This window comes from Bacillus sp. FSL E2-8887 (assembly GCF_038007205.1).
In the GTDB taxonomy this organism is placed as follows: domain Bacteria; phylum Bacillota; class Bacilli; order Bacillales; family Bacillaceae_G; genus Bacillus_A; species Bacillus_A mycoides.
Map to the genome: position 1 here is coordinate 357,143 of NZ_JBBOWS010000001.1, position 16,409 is coordinate 373,551.

Here is a 16,409-nt window from a genome sequence, read left to right on the forward strand (position 1 = left end):
TTTCAAAAAAGGTGCTATATAGTGAAAGTGGATACTGAAGAATTCATTTAATGATACTCGTATTTTATAGGGCGAATTCTTTAGATAAGGATTTAGAATGAAAAGTATAGGTGATGAAAAATGATAGCAACGAAGGATATACGTATAGAAAAAGATTTTTTAGGTGAAAAGGAAGTACCGAGTGTAGCTTATTATGGTGTACAAACATTACGTGCCGTAGAAAACTTTCCTATTACAGGATACCGCATTCATCCGTCACTCATTACGGCAATGGCAATTGTAAAAAAAGCGGCAGCGCTTGCGAATATAGATACAGGTTACTTAGCTAAAGATATCGGACAAGAAATTGCAGAAGCGGCACAAGAGATTGTTGATGGAAAGTTCCATGATCAATTTATCGTAGACCCGATTCAAGGCGGAGCAGGTACTTCAATTAATATGAATACTAATGAAGTAATTGCAAATAGAGCCTTGGAACGTATGGGATACGAAAAAGGTGAATATGCGAAAATTAGCCCAAACACTCATGTGAACATGGCTCAATCAACAAATGATGCGTTCCCAACTGGGATTCATATAGCAACTCTTATGATGCTGAAAGAACTTCTTGTTACAATGGAAGAACTTCACTCTGCTTTTCATGATAAAGCAAAAGAGTTTGATCACGTTATTAAAATGGGGCGTACGCATTTGCAAGATGCAGTTCCAATTCGCCTTGGGCAAGAATTTGAAGCATATAGCAGAGTGCTAGAGCGTGATATAAAAAGAATTAAACAGTCTCGTCAACATTTATACGAAGTTAATATGGGTGCGACAGCTGTCGGTACGGGATTAAATGCAAACCCTACTTATATAGAACAAGTTGTGAAGCATTTACGAACTTTTAGTGGTTTCCCTCTTGTTGGTGCAGAGCACTTAGTTGATGCGACGCAAAACACAGATGCATATACAGAAGTATCTGCAGCACTAAAAGTATGTATGATGAATATGTCTAAAATTGCAAATGACCTTCGTATTATGGCGTCTGGTCCACGTGTTGGGTTGGCGGAAATTCAATTACCAGCTCGTCAACCAGGTTCATCTATTATGCCGGGTAAAGTAAATCCAGTTATGGCAGAAGTAATTAACCAAGTTGCTTTCCAAGTAATTGGAAATGACCATACAATTTGCTTAGCGTCAGAAGCTGGACAATTAGAGTTAAATGTAATGGAGCCGGTATTAGTATTTAATTTAATTCAATCCATCAGTATTATGAATAACGGTTTCCGTGTATTCCGTGAATACTGTATAAAGGGAATTACAGCGAATGAAGAGTTGCTTAAGCAATATGTTGAAAAAAGTGTTGGAGTTATTACAGCAGTGAATCCTCATATTGGTTATGAAGCAGCTTCTCGCATTGCACGTGAAGCAATTGCGACAGGAAAATCTGTTAGGGAGCTATGTTTAGAACATGGTGTACTTACAGCAGAAGAGCTTGATATTATTTTGGATCCATACGAAATGACGCATCCTGAAATTGCTGGTGCTTCTTTATTAAAGACTAAAAAAATGTAATGTAAAAAGCACCGATCCATTTGGATCGGTGCTTTTTTTTAGAAGATATTAAATACAGAGTTAAGTTGAAGTAAGCTAATAATAGCTAAGAAGATTAAACTATATTTCATTACTATTTTAAATAGAGCAGATTCTTGACCAACTAGTCCAACTGCTGCACAAGCAACTGCTACAGATTGTGGTGAAACCATTTTTGCGATTGTACCACCAACTACGTTTAATGAAACGAGAGTAGATGGTACGATGTTTAACTGATCGGCAGTTACTGCTTGAAGTGGTGCGAATAATGAACCACTTGATACGACTGAACCTGTAATGAATACGCCAATCCATCCTAAGATTGGAGAAAGAACTGGGAATGCATTTCCTGTAGAAGAGAATGCAAGTCCAAGTGTAGATGACATACCAGAGTAGTTTTCTACGTAAGCTAAAGCGATAACGCTACAAATTGTATATACTGGAACTTTTAGTTCTTTTATTGTTTCGATCATTAATTCTTTAATCATTTTGCCGTTTACACGGTAGACGATAAGTGAAACGATGATTGCTAATACAATTGCAGTAGTTGTAGAAGAGAATACATCTAGTTTGAAAATCGCTGCGAAAGGTGTATCAGCCTTTGTAATTGGTGCAGTTTTCATAACCGCATTATGAAGACCAGGGAATTGAATGTTAAATACTAAGTTTGCCAATGGACCATCCGGAGCAAATAAAGCTTTAATTGGTTTTAAATTAAAGATTGTTACAAATGCAGTTAAGAATACGAATGGGGACCAAGCATATAAAATTTGATTGAATGTATGAGATTCTTTTTCTTCTTGTTTTTCTTCTTTAGCAGAAGATTTTGGTTGCCAAACACGTAAGAATAATGTAAGAGCGACCATACTTACGACTGCTGCGAAAATATTAGTAAGTTCAGCGCCTAAGAAGTAAGTCACAAGGAACTGAGTAATTGCGAAAGAAACACCACTTACAAGAATACCTTGCCAAGTTTCTTTAATGCCTTTAAATCCATCTACCATTGAAACAAGTAAGAACGGTAAAACAATGCTAATGAATGGCAAAATGTAAACAGCTTGACGACCGACAGTTAATGCATCTAGCCCAGTTAATTGTGCAGGTACTGTAACTGGAATACCCATAGCACCCATAGCACCACCAGCGATATTAGCTACTAAGCAAATACCTGCTGCTTTTAATGGATTAAAGCCCATACCTACAAGTAATGCAGCTGTAATAGCAACTGGAACACCGAAACCAGCTGCACCTTCTAAGAAAGCACCGAAAGAATAAGCGATTAATAATACTTGTAAACGCTGATCATTTGTAATACTTGAAATGCTATCACGAATGACATTGAATTGTTCTGTTTTAACAGTTAATTTGTAAAGGAAGATAGCTGCGATAACGATAGTACAAATTGGATAAAATCCAGATAAAACACCGAATCCGGCAGATGCTACAGCTACAGTTGCGGGCATTTTATAAACAAATATAGCAAGAACAATAGCGACGATCACACTATAAAGCCCAGCCATGTAACCTTTCATTTTGAATCCCACTAAACAAATAATGAAGCAAAAAATTGGGAGTGCTGCGATTAGTGCAGATAACCAAATATTGTTTAATGGGTCATAAATTTGTGTCCAAGTACTCATAATAATGACAACTCCTATCTATTATATGTGAAGAAATTCACATTATTTGTGAAACTATTCACAATCAACTTACATGCTTAGTATATTCTCCTTCAACACTATTGTCAACGTGAAAAAGTATAATTATTCCATAATAGTATTAAAAGTAACATTTTGTTCATAAAGTAGACAAAAAGCGTAATCAAATTGATTTGATTACGCTTCTATAAATTATTTACATATTCTTTCATTTTTTCATATGTCATTGGTCCTACATGCTTATATTGAATGACACCGTTTGTATCGATGACAAAAGATGTTGGAATGCTGATGATTTGATATGCGGCACTTGCCTGGCCTTTCTGATCTAATAGGACGGGGAAGGTATATTTGTTTTCTTCAAGAAATTGTTTTACATTATTCGGGTCTTTTTCAGTAGCTGTCGCATTTATAGCGACAATTTCAATCCCCATATCTTTAGTATCGTGATAAAACTTTTCCATATCAGGCATTTCTATTTTGCATGGACCACACCAGCTTGCCCAAAAATTCAATATTACTTTTTTTCCTTTATAGTCTGTAAGGCGAACTTCTTGACCAGTGGTTGTTTCCAGAAGGAAATCGAGTGCAGCATTGCCAACTTCAGTTCCAATGGGGATGTTTGATTTTGAAGCTATATCTTCTTTTTTGTCTAATAGGAAGTGATTGATAATAGTCCAGCCAACCGCAATGCTAATTAACGCAAAAATAAACCATTTTTTAATATTACATCATCCTCCTTACTTAAATTTCCTTTTTATCGTAACAAAGTGGTTAAATATGGTCAAATTACTTTACGATAGGTTATCAATTATGGACGATATTTTACAATATCATTACTGTACATTTCAGTAAGGTGAAAATATAACAAAAAGCCTGATAAAACAACGTTTGTAAGCAAAGTATTGCTAGCCCTTTGTTTTGCTTTTTTATTGTATCATATAGTATAATATTCAAAATCAGGTGGGATTTTTTCTTGAACTGTGTGCTGATAAAAGTCGGAAAATTTTCTCAGCATTATAGGTTGATAAAGTTATGTCGTAACAGGAAATATAAGAACAGATATATAAATAAATAAAGAGAAAATAAAAAATGAAAATGAGGGGAATTTTATGAACCAAAACCAATTTGACTGTCGTATTTCAGAAGAAGACGTACAGATGTTAAGAGCATTAGCTCATCCATTGCGTCTACGTTTAGTAATGGAACTGATGCAGCGTGGAACATGTAATGTAACACAATTACAAGAGGTATTAGAAATTCCGCAATCAACTGTTTCGCAGCATTTAACGAAATTAAAACAAAATAAAGTAGTACGCTTTGAGAGACGCGGGTTAGAAGTGTACTATCAAATTCATAACGATAAAGTAAGTGAAGTAGTAAAAACATTATTTTCTTAATTTTTGAATATTATGGAAAGAAGACGTGTGAAATATACGTCTTTTTTTATTTGGAAAGGATCTAATAATAGGAAGATTTGAGAGCGTATATATTAGCGCGTTAGAAAGAAACAAACTATCGGTTGAAGTGCTAAATTGACGGAATATATTCTGAAGGGATATGAAAAGATAGAAAGGAGTGTTGTAAGCCAAAGGAGGAATAATATAATGGATGTAAAACGTGTGAAACAGATATTATCTTCTTCAAGTAGAATTGATGTTACATACGAGGGAGTCCCCGTATGGATTGAGAGTTGTGATGAGCAGAAGGGTAGTGCTCAAGTGTATGACGTATCCAACCCAGGAGAGAGCGTTCACGTGGATGTCACGGCTTTAGAAGAGATGTAATAGAAAAGACGCTTCTAATTGTAGAAGCGTCTTTTTTATTTACTATTCCATCATATGTGCAATTTTCTTAGAGAACATAAGAAGTACTAATCCTAGCACGATTACGATAACACCGATGCTTGCGAATACTTCTAAATATCCTAAAGATTGAGTGAAAGCAGCTAATTGTCCTGCTAATAAGTTTGCAAAGCCAGTACCAGCTAACCATACACCCATTAATAAAGATGCTAATTTAAGAGGTGCGATTGCACTTACCATAGATAATCCAATTGGTGATAAGAATAATTCACCGATTGTGTGGAACATGTAAGTGAATACAATGAATAGTAAGTTTGCTTTCATTGTAATGTTACCTTCATCGCTACCAGTTTTTAGAACGGCTAAAGTTAAAACTAAGTACCCGATTCCTAGTAAAATCATACCAAAAGCCATTTTTGTAGGGATTTTTAAATCACCATTTTTTGTTTTTGAAAGTTTAATCCATAATGCAGAAACTGGTAATGCTAGTAAGATAATGAATAGTGGGTTTACAGATTGGAACCAAGGTGTTGGAATTGTAAATCCACCAATTGTACGATCCACGAACTTATCTGTGTAAAGTGTTAAAGAACTACCAGCTTGTTCAAATCCTGCCCAGAAGAATACAACGAAACAAGTTAAAATTAAAATTGCAGTTGTACGCTTTTTCTCTTGTGTTGTTAAAGGTTTTTTCTCAATAGGTTTTGCATTTTGTTCTTTAGATTTTTTACCGACAACAGTTGTTCCAGCTGATCCTAAGTAACGAGGTGCTAATAAGTTAAATGCAATCTGTCCAATGATCATACCGATACAAGCTGTTAAGAAACCGTATCTATAATCTGTGAAATAACCGCAAATGAATGGAGCGATAAGAGCTCCTAAGTTAATTCCCATATAGAAGATAGTGAAGGCACTATCACGACGAGAATCGTTGTTGCTATATAATTGACCTAATAAAGTCGAAATATTTGGTTTGAAGAATCCGTTACCGATAACTAATAATCCTAATCCTAAAAATAGTCCAGTTTTCGTGTTCATTGAAAATAGTACGAAGTTACCAAGTGCCATAATGATACCGCCGATGGTAATGGCGTGTCGTTTCGTAATGAAATGGTCAGTTAGCCAACCACCAATAATAGGTGTGAAGTATACTAACATTGTGAAAATACCGTAAATCTGTACAGCAACTGCTTTATCAAAGCCTAAACCGCCACTTACTAAGCTCGTTGTTAAATAAAGAACTAATAAGCCACGCATTCCGTAATAACTAAATCTTTCCCATGCCTCTGTAAAGAACAACAAATATAATCCTGGTGGATGTTTTTTTGGTGATTGTTGCTCTCCAGCTTTGTCTAATTTTAAAGCTGCATCCATGTTTGTTTCCCCCTAATCCTGTATAACGGATATTTATGTAATTATTTTAATTCACAAAATATTTAGAAGTCAATAGAATTATATGGAAATAGCAAGAAAATTTATGAAAAAATCTATTTTTCTTCAACCGTTATTATATTTTTCCCTGAAAACAAGATAATAAGCGTTTTCAAATGTAGTAATTGAATTCTAAAATAAAGTAAAATAGTGATAAATCAGAAAATTTAGATTAAAATATTTATTCTGATATAGAGAAAATATACTATATTTACTTTTATAATATAACATATCGGGAATAAAAATACAAAATGAAATAATGTGACACTTCAGTGAAATGAAAAAACCAGCTCCATAAAAGAGGGAGCTGGTTACAATGAAATTATTTAACAAAGCGTTTTTCAATGTCGTCTAGTAGTAAGTTAGCAGCCATTACACCGCCAGCTGTATTCCAAATAACGTCGTCAACTTTGTATGCTTTTCCGTTCTTTACTGCATTTAAGTTTTTAAAGAGAGGGTCGTTTATATATTCTTTTTCTAGTTCAGAACCTTTTTTCTCATTGCCTTTATCGAATGTGAAGTAGAATAATACATCGCCATCCATTGCCGAAATACGCTCTTTAGATACGTTACGTTCTGCGAAATCATCTTTGTTTTGATCTCCAGGACGTTTAAATCCAAGTTCTTTTAAAATAACACCAGAGAATGTATCGCCATGATAAATACGAACATCACCAGGCATAAAGCGTACCATAGAAATTTCTTGATTTACTGTATCACCAAGTTTGCCTTTTAAATCTTCCATACGTTTTCCGTAATCAGCTAAAACTTTTTGACCTTCTTTTTCCTTATTTAAAGCTTTTGCATAAAATTTGAAGTTATCTTTCCATTCACCACGTAATGTTTCCGAGAAAACAGTAGGTGCAATAGCTTTTAATTGCTCATACACTTTTTCGTGGCGCATTTTGTTACCGATAATTAAGTCTGGTTTTAAAGAAGCGATAGTTTCAACGTTAACTTGTCCTTCATCGCCAACAACTTTTACATCTTTCATTTTATCCTTAATATGCGGATACCATGGGTCACCCGTCCAAGACTTTACAGCCCCAACTGGTTTTACACCTAATTCGAGTAAAGCTTCAGTTCCTTCATTAGTTAAAATAACTACACGTTTTGGATTGGCAGGAACTTCTGTTTTACCCATTGCGTGCTCAACCGTAATCATTTCTTTTTTATTATCTTCTTTTGTTGATTCTTCTTTGTTATTTGATTTTCCACAAGCACTTAAAAGAAGTGAAAAAGCTAGTAAAAATACAAATACTGTAAACGATTTCTTTTGCATGAAATTCATTATGTACCCCCTACATGTTGAGAATATTTTTCAATAGCAAGCATGATGTTAAGCCTTTATCTTTGGATTGTCAATATATATTACTGAAAATAGTTCTCATTATCGTTGACAATGAGAATTAAGTTGAAATACACTTACAACGTATCATTATACATTGAAGGGGAAACGCTGCATGTTATTAAAAACAAATCAAGCAAAATGGATTGGATTACTTGTTGGAATCATTGCAGTCGTTATTTGTATTTGGGGAAGCATTATTTTCGGATATACAAATACGAGCTGGAAATTAGCTTTAGATGCTTTTTTCCATTTTAATGGTTCAAATGAGCATATTATTATTCAAAATGTGCGTCTACCAAGGGCGTTAATTGCAGCAAGTGTTGGTGCTAGTTTAGCCATTGCAGGTTGTTTAATGCAAACTTTAACAAAGAATCCGCTTGCTTCTCCAGATTTTATTGGATTAAATTCAGGCGCTGCGTTTTTTATAGTTGTAGCAATTGTACTCTTTTCCGTGACATCATTATCAGCTTTCACATGGATTGCCTTTTTAGGAGCGGCAGTTGCAGCAGTACTTGTATTTGCCTCTAGTTCTTTAGGAAAAGAAGGGACAACGCCTCTTAAGTTAACATTAGCAGGTGTAGCGATAAGCGCTTTATTTTCATCATTAACACAAGGGTTACTTGTATTAAATGAAAAAGCATTTGAAGAAGTGTTATTTTGGCTTGCCGGATCTGTGCAAGGAAGAAAGTTAGAGATTTTACAATCAGTATTCCCGTATTTATTAATAGGCTGGATTGCATCTTTTATGATGGCAGGGAAAGTAAATACATTAATGATGGGGGAAGATGTTGCAAAGGGGCTCGGACAACGAACGATTTTAATGAAATCATTCGTGTTACTTATTATTGTACTGTTGTCTGGTGGTTCAGTTGCGGTTGCTGGTCCAATTGGATTTATTGGCATCGTTACTCCTCATTTCGCAAGAGCTCTTGTTGGGGTAGATCACAGATGGAGAGTACCCTATAGCGGATTGTTAGGTGCAATACTATTAATCTTGGCTGATATAGCAGCAAGATATGTCATTATGCCACAAGAAGTACCAGTAGGGGTTATGACAGCATTTATCGGGGCCCCATTCTTTATTTATATTGCACGTAAGAGAGGGCTTAGCAAATGAAGAAGTATATTCCGTTTCGTATTGGAAAAGGCGAGCTCTCGTTTTTAATGTATAAACGAGCTTGTCTCGTCTTATTGAGTTTACTAGTTGTTTTAATAGGATTATTTTTTGCGAGTGCAGGTATGGGGGATATGAAAATTGCTCCTTATGACGTATGGCAAGCGATTACCGGAAATGGTGATGCGATGTCAAATATGGTTGTAAATAAATTTCGTATGCCGCGTATTTTAATTGCTATCCTCGTAGGAATTGCGCTTGCGGTAGCGGGCTGTATTTTACAAGGGCTCGTTCGAAACCCACTTGCTTCTCCTGATATCATCGGAATTACGGGCGGGGCAAGTGTTGCAGTTGTACTCTTTTTAGCTATATTTAGTGATAAAAACAATGCGTTAACAGTAAGCATTCATTATATGCCGCTAGCAGCTTTTGCTGGGGCAACAATTGTAGCGTTTTTTGTATATTTATTTGCCTGGAAAAATGATGGATTATCACCGATTAGTCTTGTTTTAATTGGTGTTGGATTTTGGGCATTAACGAAAGCAGCAACAACTTTATTTATGTTGTTAGCACCAATTTATCAAGCAAGTCAAGCGAATGTATGGATCACAGGTACTGTTTATGGCTCTTCGTGGCAAAATGTTATGGTACTTGCGCCGTGGGTTCTCATTTTAACGACAATATCATTTATCGCTGCGAGACATTTAAATGCACAAGAGCTAGGGGATGATATAGCAGTGGGACTTGGTGTTCCTTTAACGAAGTCGCGTGTATTTATGTTGTTACTTAGTACAGCTTTAATTGGCGGGGCAGTTGCCTTTGCAGGAGGAATTGGATTTGTTGGTTTAATGGCACCTCATATTTCGCGAAGATTAGTTGGTTCTTTCTACGGTGCATTGCTCCCAGTTGCGGCGATTATCGGTGCAATTCTAGTACTCGCTGCAGATTTAATTGGGCGTACAGTTTTCACACCACTTGAAATTCCAGCAGGGGTATTTACATCAGCAATTGGTGCACCTTATTTTATTTATTTACTTTATAAAAGTCGGAATTCATAAAGGGAGATGAATATGCAAAAAGCATTGGAGACGAAACGCTTGACGCTGTCGTATGGTGAAACGATTATTATTGATGAGCTGAATTTAGAAATTCCAAAAGGGGAAATTACAATCTTCATCGGTTCTAACGGTTGTGGGAAATCAACTTTATTACGTTCACTAGCTAGATTATTAAAGCCAACAACCGGTGACATTTTGTTAGATAATCAAGCAATTCAAAGTATGCAAACGAAGCAAATCGCTCGTCAAATGGCGATTTTACCGCAAGGGCCACAAGCACCGGAAGGACTTACGGTATTACAACTTGTAAAGCAAGGACGTTATCCATATCAAACATGGCTGAAGCAATGGTCCGAAAAAGATGAGGAAATGGTACAAAAAGCGCTTGCTGCAACGGGTATGACAGAATTTGCTGAGCGTGATGTTCATGCCCTTTCAGGTGGACAACGTCAACGTGCTTGGATTGCAATGACCCTTGCACAAGATACAGATATTATTTTGCTTGATGAGCCGACTACATATTTAGATATGACGCACCAAATTGAAGTGTTAGATTTATTATTCGAATTAAATGAAACAGAGAAAAGAACGATTGTTATGGTATTGCACGATTTAAATTTGGCATGTCGTTATGCAGACAACATTGTAGCTATTCAAGATAAACAAATATATGCGCAAGGTAAACCAGAAGAAGTTATTGACCAGAAGTTAGTTCGGGATGTATTCCGTATGGAGTGTCAAATAAGCGCTGATCCGTTATTTGGGACACCGCTCTGTATCCCGCATGGAAGAGGAAGACGTGTATTTAAAGAGGCTGTTCAGGCGATGAGATAACGAAAAAAGACGATGAGGATTCATCGTCTTTTTTATTTTCGGCAAGAAAATAATAGAAAAAGGGGAATACGTAAACGTCGTTCATATTCTTCTTCATCTTGAAAACAGTTTCGATTTGGTGTAGCTTCTTTTAAGCTTGTAATCGTAAATCCGGCTTGTTGTAATAATGTAAAATATTCTTCCGTAGTCCGGTGATATTTAATAACTTCTTGATCAATCCATGGCTCAACTCGTTTTCCTGTTTCGAAATAATCATCGACGAGCCAACTAGTTCTTTTACCACTCATTTGCAAGCTTTCAAATGAAGAGGTAATAACGGGATGTTGAACGCTAAAGGTGAAGGTTCCGTTTGTTTTTAAAGTTTGAAACACATTTTGAAAAATGATATCAAGGTGTTCAATATAATGTAAGGCGAGTCTAGATGTTACTAAATCAAAAGTAGAAGGAGGGTATGTGTAGTCTTTGAGGTTTAAAAAATGAACGGTGCCATTTTTATTTTCTAGTTGTTTTTTAGCTTTTTCATACATAAGCTCGGAGCCTTCAATACCAGTGTAAGAGTGGCATCCATGTTCTAATAATTCTTCGCCGAATTTAGCATCACCACAACCTAAATCGAGGATTTGTTTTCCTGTTACATTGCCAATGAGCTGAAAGAATGCTGGTTTTTCAAGGGATTCGTTTGGACTATTTTCTCGATATCTTCGCTGCATATATTGCTCTAAAAACGATTCGTTATTATATACATCAGATTCAGTAAATGCCATTTTAAAAGCCTCCTAAATATTTTTTTAATTCTATCAAATATGAAAAGTAAATGATAGATTTCTTGTAATGAATCATATATAATCTAAAATTGTAAGCGGTTTCTTTAAACTATTTTTCTATAATAAATTCTGAAAACGTGTTAAGCTAGTAGAGGGATTATTAGAACTATTAAGATAATAATCCGCTTACATGAACGATGGGAGGCTTCACGATGTCTAGTAAAACACTTGCAAATTTTTTAGAAGAAAATTTAGAGGATTTAAAATCAAAGGGGCTTTATAACGTAATTGATCCGCTTGAAAGTCCAAATGGGCCGATTATTACAATTGGCGGAAAAGAATATATTAACTTATCTTCAAACAACTACCTTGGATTAGCGACTGATAATCGCTTACAAGAAGCAGCAATTGGTGCAATTCATAAGTACGGCGTTGGAGCAGGAGCTGTTCGTACAATTAACGGTACTTTAGATTTGCATATTAAATTAGAAGAAACAATTGCAAAGTTTAAACATACAGAAGCAGCAATTGCTTATCAATCAGGATTTAACTGTAATATGGCAGCGATTTCAGCTGTTATGGATAAAAATGATGCGATTCTTTCAGATGAATTAAACCATGCATCTATTATTGATGGTAGTCGTCTATCAAGAGCGAAAATCATCGTTTATAAGCATTCTGATATGGAAGATTTACGCAAAAAAGCAATCGAGGCAAAAGAATCAGGTCTTTATAATAAATTAATGGTTATTACAGACGGTGTTTTCTCAATGGATGGAGATATTGCAAAATTACCAGAGATTGTTGAAATTGCAGAAGAGCTGGATTTAATGACATATGTAGATGATGCACACGGTTCAGGTGTACTTGGCAAAGGTGCAGGTACTGTAAAACATTTCGGCCTTTCTGATAAAGTTGATTTCCAAATTGGTACATTATCAAAAGCAATTGGGGTAATTGGTGGATATGTAGCTGGGAAACAAAACTTAATCGATTGGTTAAAAGTGCGTTCACGTCCATTCTTATTCTCAACAGCTTTAACACCAGCTGATGCAGCTGCTTGTATGAGATCAATTGAAATTCTAATGGAAAGCACAGAGTTACACGATCGTTTATGGGAAAATGGTCGCTATTTAAAACAAGGGTTAAAAGAACTTGGATTTAATATTGGAGAAAGTGAGACACCAATTACGCCTTGTATTATTGGTGATGAAGTATTAACACAAGAATTTAGTAAACGTCTAAATGAAGAAGGCGTATACGCAAAATCTATCGTATTCCCAACCGTAGCAAAAGGAATGGGACGCGTTCGTAATATGCCTACAGCAGCTCATACGAAAGAAATGCTAGATGAAGCAATTCGTAAGTATGAAAAAGTAGGGAAAGAAATGGGTATCATTTAAGTAACGACATCTTTTGAATAGCTTGCAAATGGGGAGTGGGAAAAATGAAAAAAATTCTAGTAACCGGTTCTTTAGGGCAAATTGGTTCTGAACTAGTAATGAAACTTCGTGATGTATACGGCGCATCAAATGTTATTGCAACAGATATTCGTGAAACAGACAGTGAAGTAGTAACGTCTGGTCCATTTGAAACGTTAGATGTAACGGATGGACAAAAATTACATGATATTGCAAAGCGTAATGAAGTAGATACAATTATTCATTTAGCGGCTTTACTTTCAGCAACTGCAGAAAAAAATCCGTTATTTGCTTGGAATTTAAATATGGGCGGACTTGTAAATGCATTAGAAGCAGCACGTGAATTAAACTGTAAGTTTTTCACGCCAAGTTCTATCGGTGCATTTGGTCCATCAACGCCAAAAGATAATACACCACAAGATACAATTCAGCGTCCTACTACGATGTATGGGGTAAACAAAGTAGCAGGAGAATTACTATGTGATTATTATCATCAAAAGTTTGGCGTTGATACGCGCGGTGTACGTTTCCCAGGCTTAATTTCTTACGTAGCTCCTCCAGGAGGCGGAACAACTGACTATGCAGTTGAAATTTATTATGAGGCGATTAAAAAAGGTACATACACCTCATACATTGCAGAAGGAACATACATGGACATGATGTATATGCCAGATGCTTTACAAGCAATCATCTCATTAATGGAAGCTGATCCAAATAAACTAGTTCATAGAAATGCGTTTAACATTACAGCAATGAGCTTTGAACCAGAGCAAATTGCAGCATCAATCCGTAAACACATTCCGAACTTTACAATGGATTACGCAGTAGATCCAGCTCGTCAAACAATCGCTGATAGCTGGCCGAACTCTATTGATGCAACAGCAGCAATGAAAGAGTGGGGCTTTAAAGCAGAATATGATTTAGACAAAATGACAACTGATATGCTGGCTAAGTTAAAAAAAAAGCTCGCATCTGAGTTAGTAATGAATTAATAAGAAGAGCCGATTCTTAGGAATTGGCTCTTAATTATTTTAGGAAGGGAGAAAAGCAACATGCAAAGAGTTGATGTTGTATATGCATTAATACACGATAGCGAAAAAGATAAAATATTAATGGTACATAATATAGAACAAAACGTTTGGTCATTGCCAGGCGGGGCTGTTGAAAAAGGTGAAATATTAGAGGAAGCACTAGTAAGAGAAGTGAAAGAAGAGACAGGTTTAACTGCTGCGGCAGGTGGACTTGTTGCGATCAATGAAAAATTCTTTGAAGAACTAGGGAATCATGCGTTATTTTTTACATTCCGAGCAAATGTTGTAACAGGTGAACTTGGTGCAGAAGATGAAGAAGAAATTTCCGCAATCGAGTGGGTAGATAGAAAAATTGCGAATGAGCGATTCCCATACTACGATGGAGGGTTCGAATTATTATTAGAAGTTTCCATTCCATACAAGTTTCAACCAGAAACAAAGTAAGTTAACGAAGAAAAACAGGAGCCTCGGGGCTCCTGTTTTTCTATTCAATCGTCTTCAGTAATAGTTTCTTCAACAATGGTTTAATCTTCAGGCGTAAATCTTCAGCATGATTTGCAACTAAGAAGTGATGGTTATAAATGTTTTTCATTAGTTGATAAGTCGCTTCTTTCGCTTCGCCTTCTTCGATAAAGATTCCGATTACTTCCATACCACTTTTACGAGCAAGTTTGACTGCTTCGTGCGTATCTAAAATTCCGTCTTGTTGATAGTCTAGTGCAGAAGGTTCACCGTCTGTAAAGACAAGTAAGAATTTATGTTTTTCTGGTCTTTTCGCAAGCTTTTCGGAAACGATACGAATAATATACCCGTCGCGGTTATCTTCTTCTTCGCGAAGTTGCATAATTTCTGGACCGACGTTTGGTAACGTTGAGTTTTTATACGTAACAACTTCATGGATAACGTTCGGTTTATCTTCAGGTTTAGCACTAGAAGCATCTTCCCAAAATCCACTAATAGCGTGCGGAATTTTTAAAGATTTTAAAGCTTCATGGAATAGGACCACACTCTTCTTCGTTTCTTCCATTTTGTTATACATAGAACCAGAGCAATCCACTAATAGTTGGAATGCAACGTCGAGCTCTTGTGATTCTTGTCCTTTTTTATAAAACATACGCGGCTGCTTTTCAGTATAAATACGAAGGAATTTCTTACGAAGCCTTCCGTAATATTTATCACTGTTTGCATTCGTTTTGTTTTCAATTGTTTTTTCGATAATTTTCTTTAATTCTTTTACATCTTTATTAACGACTGATTTGATAGCTTGGTAATCTTTTTTCTCATCAGGATTCGATTTGCGAGCTTCTTTAAATGTATGAGAAGCTCCCACATTATACTTGCCGTATGCACCGTCGTTTTGGCTAGAAGCATGAGACGCTCTTGCTTCCTCTGTATCAGCACCATCAAAGTTAGATTGTGTACTTTTTTGGGAAGTACCTTGTACAGAACCAAGTGCTTGGTCACCATCTTCTGATTCACGAGCAGTATCACCCATCATATTTGTTTTTGTTCCGCTTTCTAAATCAAAGCGTAAAAAGTTCTCGTTTTCATTGTTTTTATTTTCACGGTGCCATGTCGAGAAGCTTTCATCCATTTTGTTTTTGTTATCATCGTCATCTAGGAGCTGCGTATCATCATTTGCTAATTTTTCAGCGCGACTGTCTTTCTCATCTGCAATCACAGATAAATAAAGCGGTGCATGTCCGAAATAATTATTAAGCATATCACTTTCAAGAAGTCCTTCTAAACGATAGCGAATTTTCTCAACAATATACATAATATCTTCCGTATTACGAGCTTGGAATGTTTCATGCAAAATTGATTCAATTTGCTCGAAATATTCATTATTAAACATTTCATATTTATCACTCGTTAATGAAAGATAGCATAGACAAAATAGACGATCACCGTGATAGTTACGAACACGATTTATTTCATTTTGTGAGCCAAAGTAATTGCGATACATTTCTTTTCGGCGTTTAAAAATATGTTTTGTGCCAGGACGTAAATTTTTGACGATTTCCTCAACACGTAAATCTTCTAATAGAACAAATAATTGTGTTAAAAACTTTTTTAGAGGCGATTCTTGTAACTCAATCGCATAAGAACGAATTAAAGTCATGTCCGAGTAATGTTTATTACCAAGTGCCTTTAAGAACACTTCGCTTTTTAATCCGATTACTGTATCCTCTTCTTTTCGATCATCCCAAAAGTGACTAATGACAACCTTTTTTTCAATTTCGTCGTAGTATGCTTTATAGCCATACTCAAGATAGGCATCGTCTTCTTTTAGAAGAGCATACATTAAGTTTTCCATTTGTAGAAACAGCGACGCATCAATTTTTTTGTCACTAAAAATTTGTCTCATGA

Annotated in this window: 15 protein-coding genes; 9 read left to right on the forward strand and 6 right to left on the reverse strand. The window is 35.8% G+C overall.

Annotated elements, in window-relative coordinates; genetic code table 11:
• Window positions 1-120: 120 nt before the first annotated feature.
• A complete protein-coding gene (aspA, locus tag NSQ08_RS01605; RefSeq protein WP_240380847.1) occupies window positions 121-1,554 on the forward strand; it encodes an aspartate ammonia-lyase in 1,434 nt (477 codons plus the stop codon).
• A 38-nt stretch (window positions 1,555-1,592) separates the two neighbouring features.
• On the opposite strand, the gene NSQ08_RS01610 is transcribed toward aspA, so the two are convergent.
• Together NSQ08_RS01610 and NSQ08_RS01615 are read right to left on the reverse strand one after the other, a co-directional pair.
• Entirely contained in the window at window positions 1,593-3,212 is a 1,620-nt protein-coding gene (locus NSQ08_RS01610; protein WP_340770786.1) for a lactate permease LctP family transporter, read from the reverse strand.
• Between the two features lie 203 nt (window positions 3,213-3,415).
• Window positions 3,416-3,955, reverse strand: coding sequence for a redoxin domain-containing protein (locus NSQ08_RS01615; RefSeq protein WP_309145079.1), 540 nt, complete (start codon window positions 3,953-3,955; stop codon window positions 3,416-3,418).
• A 387-nt stretch (window positions 3,956-4,342) separates the two neighbouring features.
• Between NSQ08_RS01615 and NSQ08_RS01620 the strand changes: the two genes are divergently transcribed.
• Window positions 4,343-4,630, forward strand: coding sequence for an ArsR/SmtB family transcription factor (locus tag NSQ08_RS01620; protein ID WP_001075217.1), 288 nt, complete (start codon window positions 4,343-4,345; stop codon window positions 4,628-4,630).
• A gap of 207 nt (window positions 4,631-4,837) precedes the next feature.
• Window positions 4,838-5,017, forward strand: a complete 180-nt coding sequence (locus NSQ08_RS01625) for an acid-soluble spore protein H (protein WP_002010492.1) — start codon at window positions 4,838-4,840, stop codon at window positions 5,015-5,017.
• 42 nt (window positions 5,018-5,059) lie between these two features.
• Here the strand turns inward: NSQ08_RS01625 and NSQ08_RS01630 are convergent, their stop codons facing one another.
• Together NSQ08_RS01630 and NSQ08_RS01635 are read right to left on the reverse strand one after the other, a co-directional pair.
• Window positions 5,060-6,409 carry a peptide MFS transporter gene (locus NSQ08_RS01630; RefSeq protein ID WP_002029737.1) on the reverse strand — a complete coding sequence of 450 codons (1,350 nt, stop codon included), beginning with the start codon at window positions 6,407-6,409 and terminating at the stop codon, window positions 5,060-5,062.
• A 379-nt stretch (window positions 6,410-6,788) separates the two neighbouring features.
• Window positions 6,789-7,757 (reverse strand): ABC transporter substrate-binding protein, encoded by a 969-nt coding sequence (locus NSQ08_RS01635; protein ID WP_002125165.1) that lies wholly within the window; start codon window positions 7,755-7,757, stop codon window positions 6,789-6,791.
• A 172-nt stretch (window positions 7,758-7,929) separates the two neighbouring features.
• On the opposite strand from NSQ08_RS01635, the gene NSQ08_RS01640 reads away from it, so the two are divergent.
• The 3 genes from NSQ08_RS01640 to NSQ08_RS01650 are packed head-to-tail and all read left to right on the forward strand — an operon-like array spanning window position 7,930 to window position 10,823.
• Window positions 7,930-8,934 (forward strand): FecCD family ABC transporter permease, encoded by a 1,005-nt coding sequence (locus NSQ08_RS01640; protein WP_002029732.1) that lies wholly within the window; start codon window positions 7,930-7,932, stop codon window positions 8,932-8,934.
• Window positions 8,931-9,989, forward strand: a complete 1,059-nt coding sequence (locus tag NSQ08_RS01645) for a FecCD family ABC transporter permease (protein ID WP_002125167.1) — start codon at window positions 8,931-8,933, stop codon at window positions 9,987-9,989. Before NSQ08_RS01640 ends, NSQ08_RS01645 begins: the two co-directional genes overlap by 4 nt.
• 12 nt (window positions 9,990-10,001) lie before the next feature.
• Window positions 10,002-10,823 carry an ABC transporter ATP-binding protein gene (locus tag NSQ08_RS01650; protein ID WP_002188271.1) on the forward strand — a complete coding sequence of 274 codons (822 nt, stop codon included), beginning with the start codon at window positions 10,002-10,004 and terminating at the stop codon, window positions 10,821-10,823.
• 32 nt (window positions 10,824-10,855) lie between these two features.
• On the opposite strand, the gene NSQ08_RS01655 is transcribed toward NSQ08_RS01650, so the two are convergent.
• Complete coding sequence (locus NSQ08_RS01655; RefSeq protein WP_002029730.1) at window positions 10,856-11,587, reverse strand: class I SAM-dependent methyltransferase; 732 nt, start codon at window positions 11,585-11,587, stop codon at window positions 10,856-10,858.
• Between the two features lie 212 nt (window positions 11,588-11,799).
• On the opposite strand from NSQ08_RS01655, the gene NSQ08_RS01660 reads away from it, so the two are divergent.
• Genes NSQ08_RS01660 through NSQ08_RS01670 form a run of 3 tightly spaced genes read left to right on the forward strand, consistent with a single transcriptional unit; the run spans window position 11,800 to window position 14,483 of the window.
• On the forward strand, window positions 11,800-12,990 hold the full coding sequence (locus tag NSQ08_RS01660) for a glycine C-acetyltransferase (RefSeq protein ID WP_000095918.1): 1,191 nt from the start codon (window positions 11,800-11,802) through the stop codon (window positions 12,988-12,990).
• Window positions 12,991-13,034: 44 nt separating this feature from the next.
• Window positions 13,035-14,000 (forward strand): L-threonine 3-dehydrogenase, encoded by a 966-nt coding sequence (locus NSQ08_RS01665; protein ID WP_033708778.1) that lies wholly within the window; start codon window positions 13,035-13,037, stop codon window positions 13,998-14,000.
• Window positions 14,001-14,060: 60 nt separating this feature from the next.
• Window positions 14,061-14,483, forward strand: coding sequence for an NUDIX hydrolase (locus NSQ08_RS01670; RefSeq protein WP_002029727.1), 423 nt, complete (start codon window positions 14,061-14,063; stop codon window positions 14,481-14,483).
• Window positions 14,484-14,523: 40 nt separating this feature from the next.
• On the opposite strand, the gene NSQ08_RS01675 is transcribed toward NSQ08_RS01670, so the two are convergent.
• On the reverse strand, window positions 14,524-16,407 hold the full coding sequence (locus NSQ08_RS01675; RefSeq protein WP_002029726.1) for a vWA domain-containing protein: 1,884 nt from the start codon (window positions 16,405-16,407) through the stop codon (window positions 14,524-14,526).
• Window positions 16,408-16,409 lie beyond the last annotated feature (2 nt).

Bases quoted from the DNA above. Each gene is read 5' to 3' on its own strand.
- NSQ08_RS01625 (WP_002010492.1), top strand. From the start codon at position 4,838: ATGGATGTAAAACGTGTGAAACAGATATTATCTTCTTCAAGTAGAATT.
- NSQ08_RS01650 (WP_002188271.1), top strand. From the start codon at position 10,002: ATGCAAAAAGCATTGGAGACGAAACGCTTGACGCTGTCGTATGGTGAA.
- NSQ08_RS01645 (WP_002125167.1), top strand. From the start codon at position 8,931: ATGAAGAAGTATATTCCGTTTCGTATTGGAAAAGGCGAGCTCTCGTTT.
- NSQ08_RS01630 (WP_002029737.1), bottom strand. From the start codon at position 6,409: ATGGATGCAGCTTTAAAATTAGACAAAGCTGGAGAGCAACAATCACCA.
- NSQ08_RS01655 (WP_002029730.1), bottom strand. From the start codon at position 11,587: ATGGCATTTACTGAATCTGATGTATATAATAACGAATCGTTTTTAGAG.
- NSQ08_RS01635 (WP_002125165.1), bottom strand. From the start codon at position 7,757: ATGAATTTCATGCAAAAGAAATCGTTTACAGTATTTGTATTTTTACTA.
- NSQ08_RS01620 (WP_001075217.1), top strand. From the start codon at position 4,343: ATGAACCAAAACCAATTTGACTGTCGTATTTCAGAAGAAGACGTACAG.
- NSQ08_RS01660 (WP_000095918.1), top strand. From the start codon at position 11,800: ATGTCTAGTAAAACACTTGCAAATTTTTTAGAAGAAAATTTAGAGGAT.
- NSQ08_RS01665 (WP_033708778.1), top strand. From the start codon at position 13,035: ATGAAAAAAATTCTAGTAACCGGTTCTTTAGGGCAAATTGGTTCTGAA.
- NSQ08_RS01670 (WP_002029727.1), top strand. From the start codon at position 14,061: ATGCAAAGAGTTGATGTTGTATATGCATTAATACACGATAGCGAAAAA.
- NSQ08_RS01675 (WP_002029726.1), bottom strand. From the start codon at position 16,407: ATGAGACAAATTTTTAGTGACAAAAAAATTGATGCGTCGCTGTTTCTA.
- NSQ08_RS01610 (WP_340770786.1), bottom strand. From the start codon at position 3,212: ATGAGTACTTGGACACAAATTTATGACCCATTAAACAATATTTGGTTA.
- NSQ08_RS01640 (WP_002029732.1), top strand. From the start codon at position 7,930: ATGTTATTAAAAACAAATCAAGCAAAATGGATTGGATTACTTGTTGGA.
- aspA (WP_240380847.1), top strand. From the start codon at position 121: ATGATAGCAACGAAGGATATACGTATAGAAAAAGATTTTTTAGGTGAA.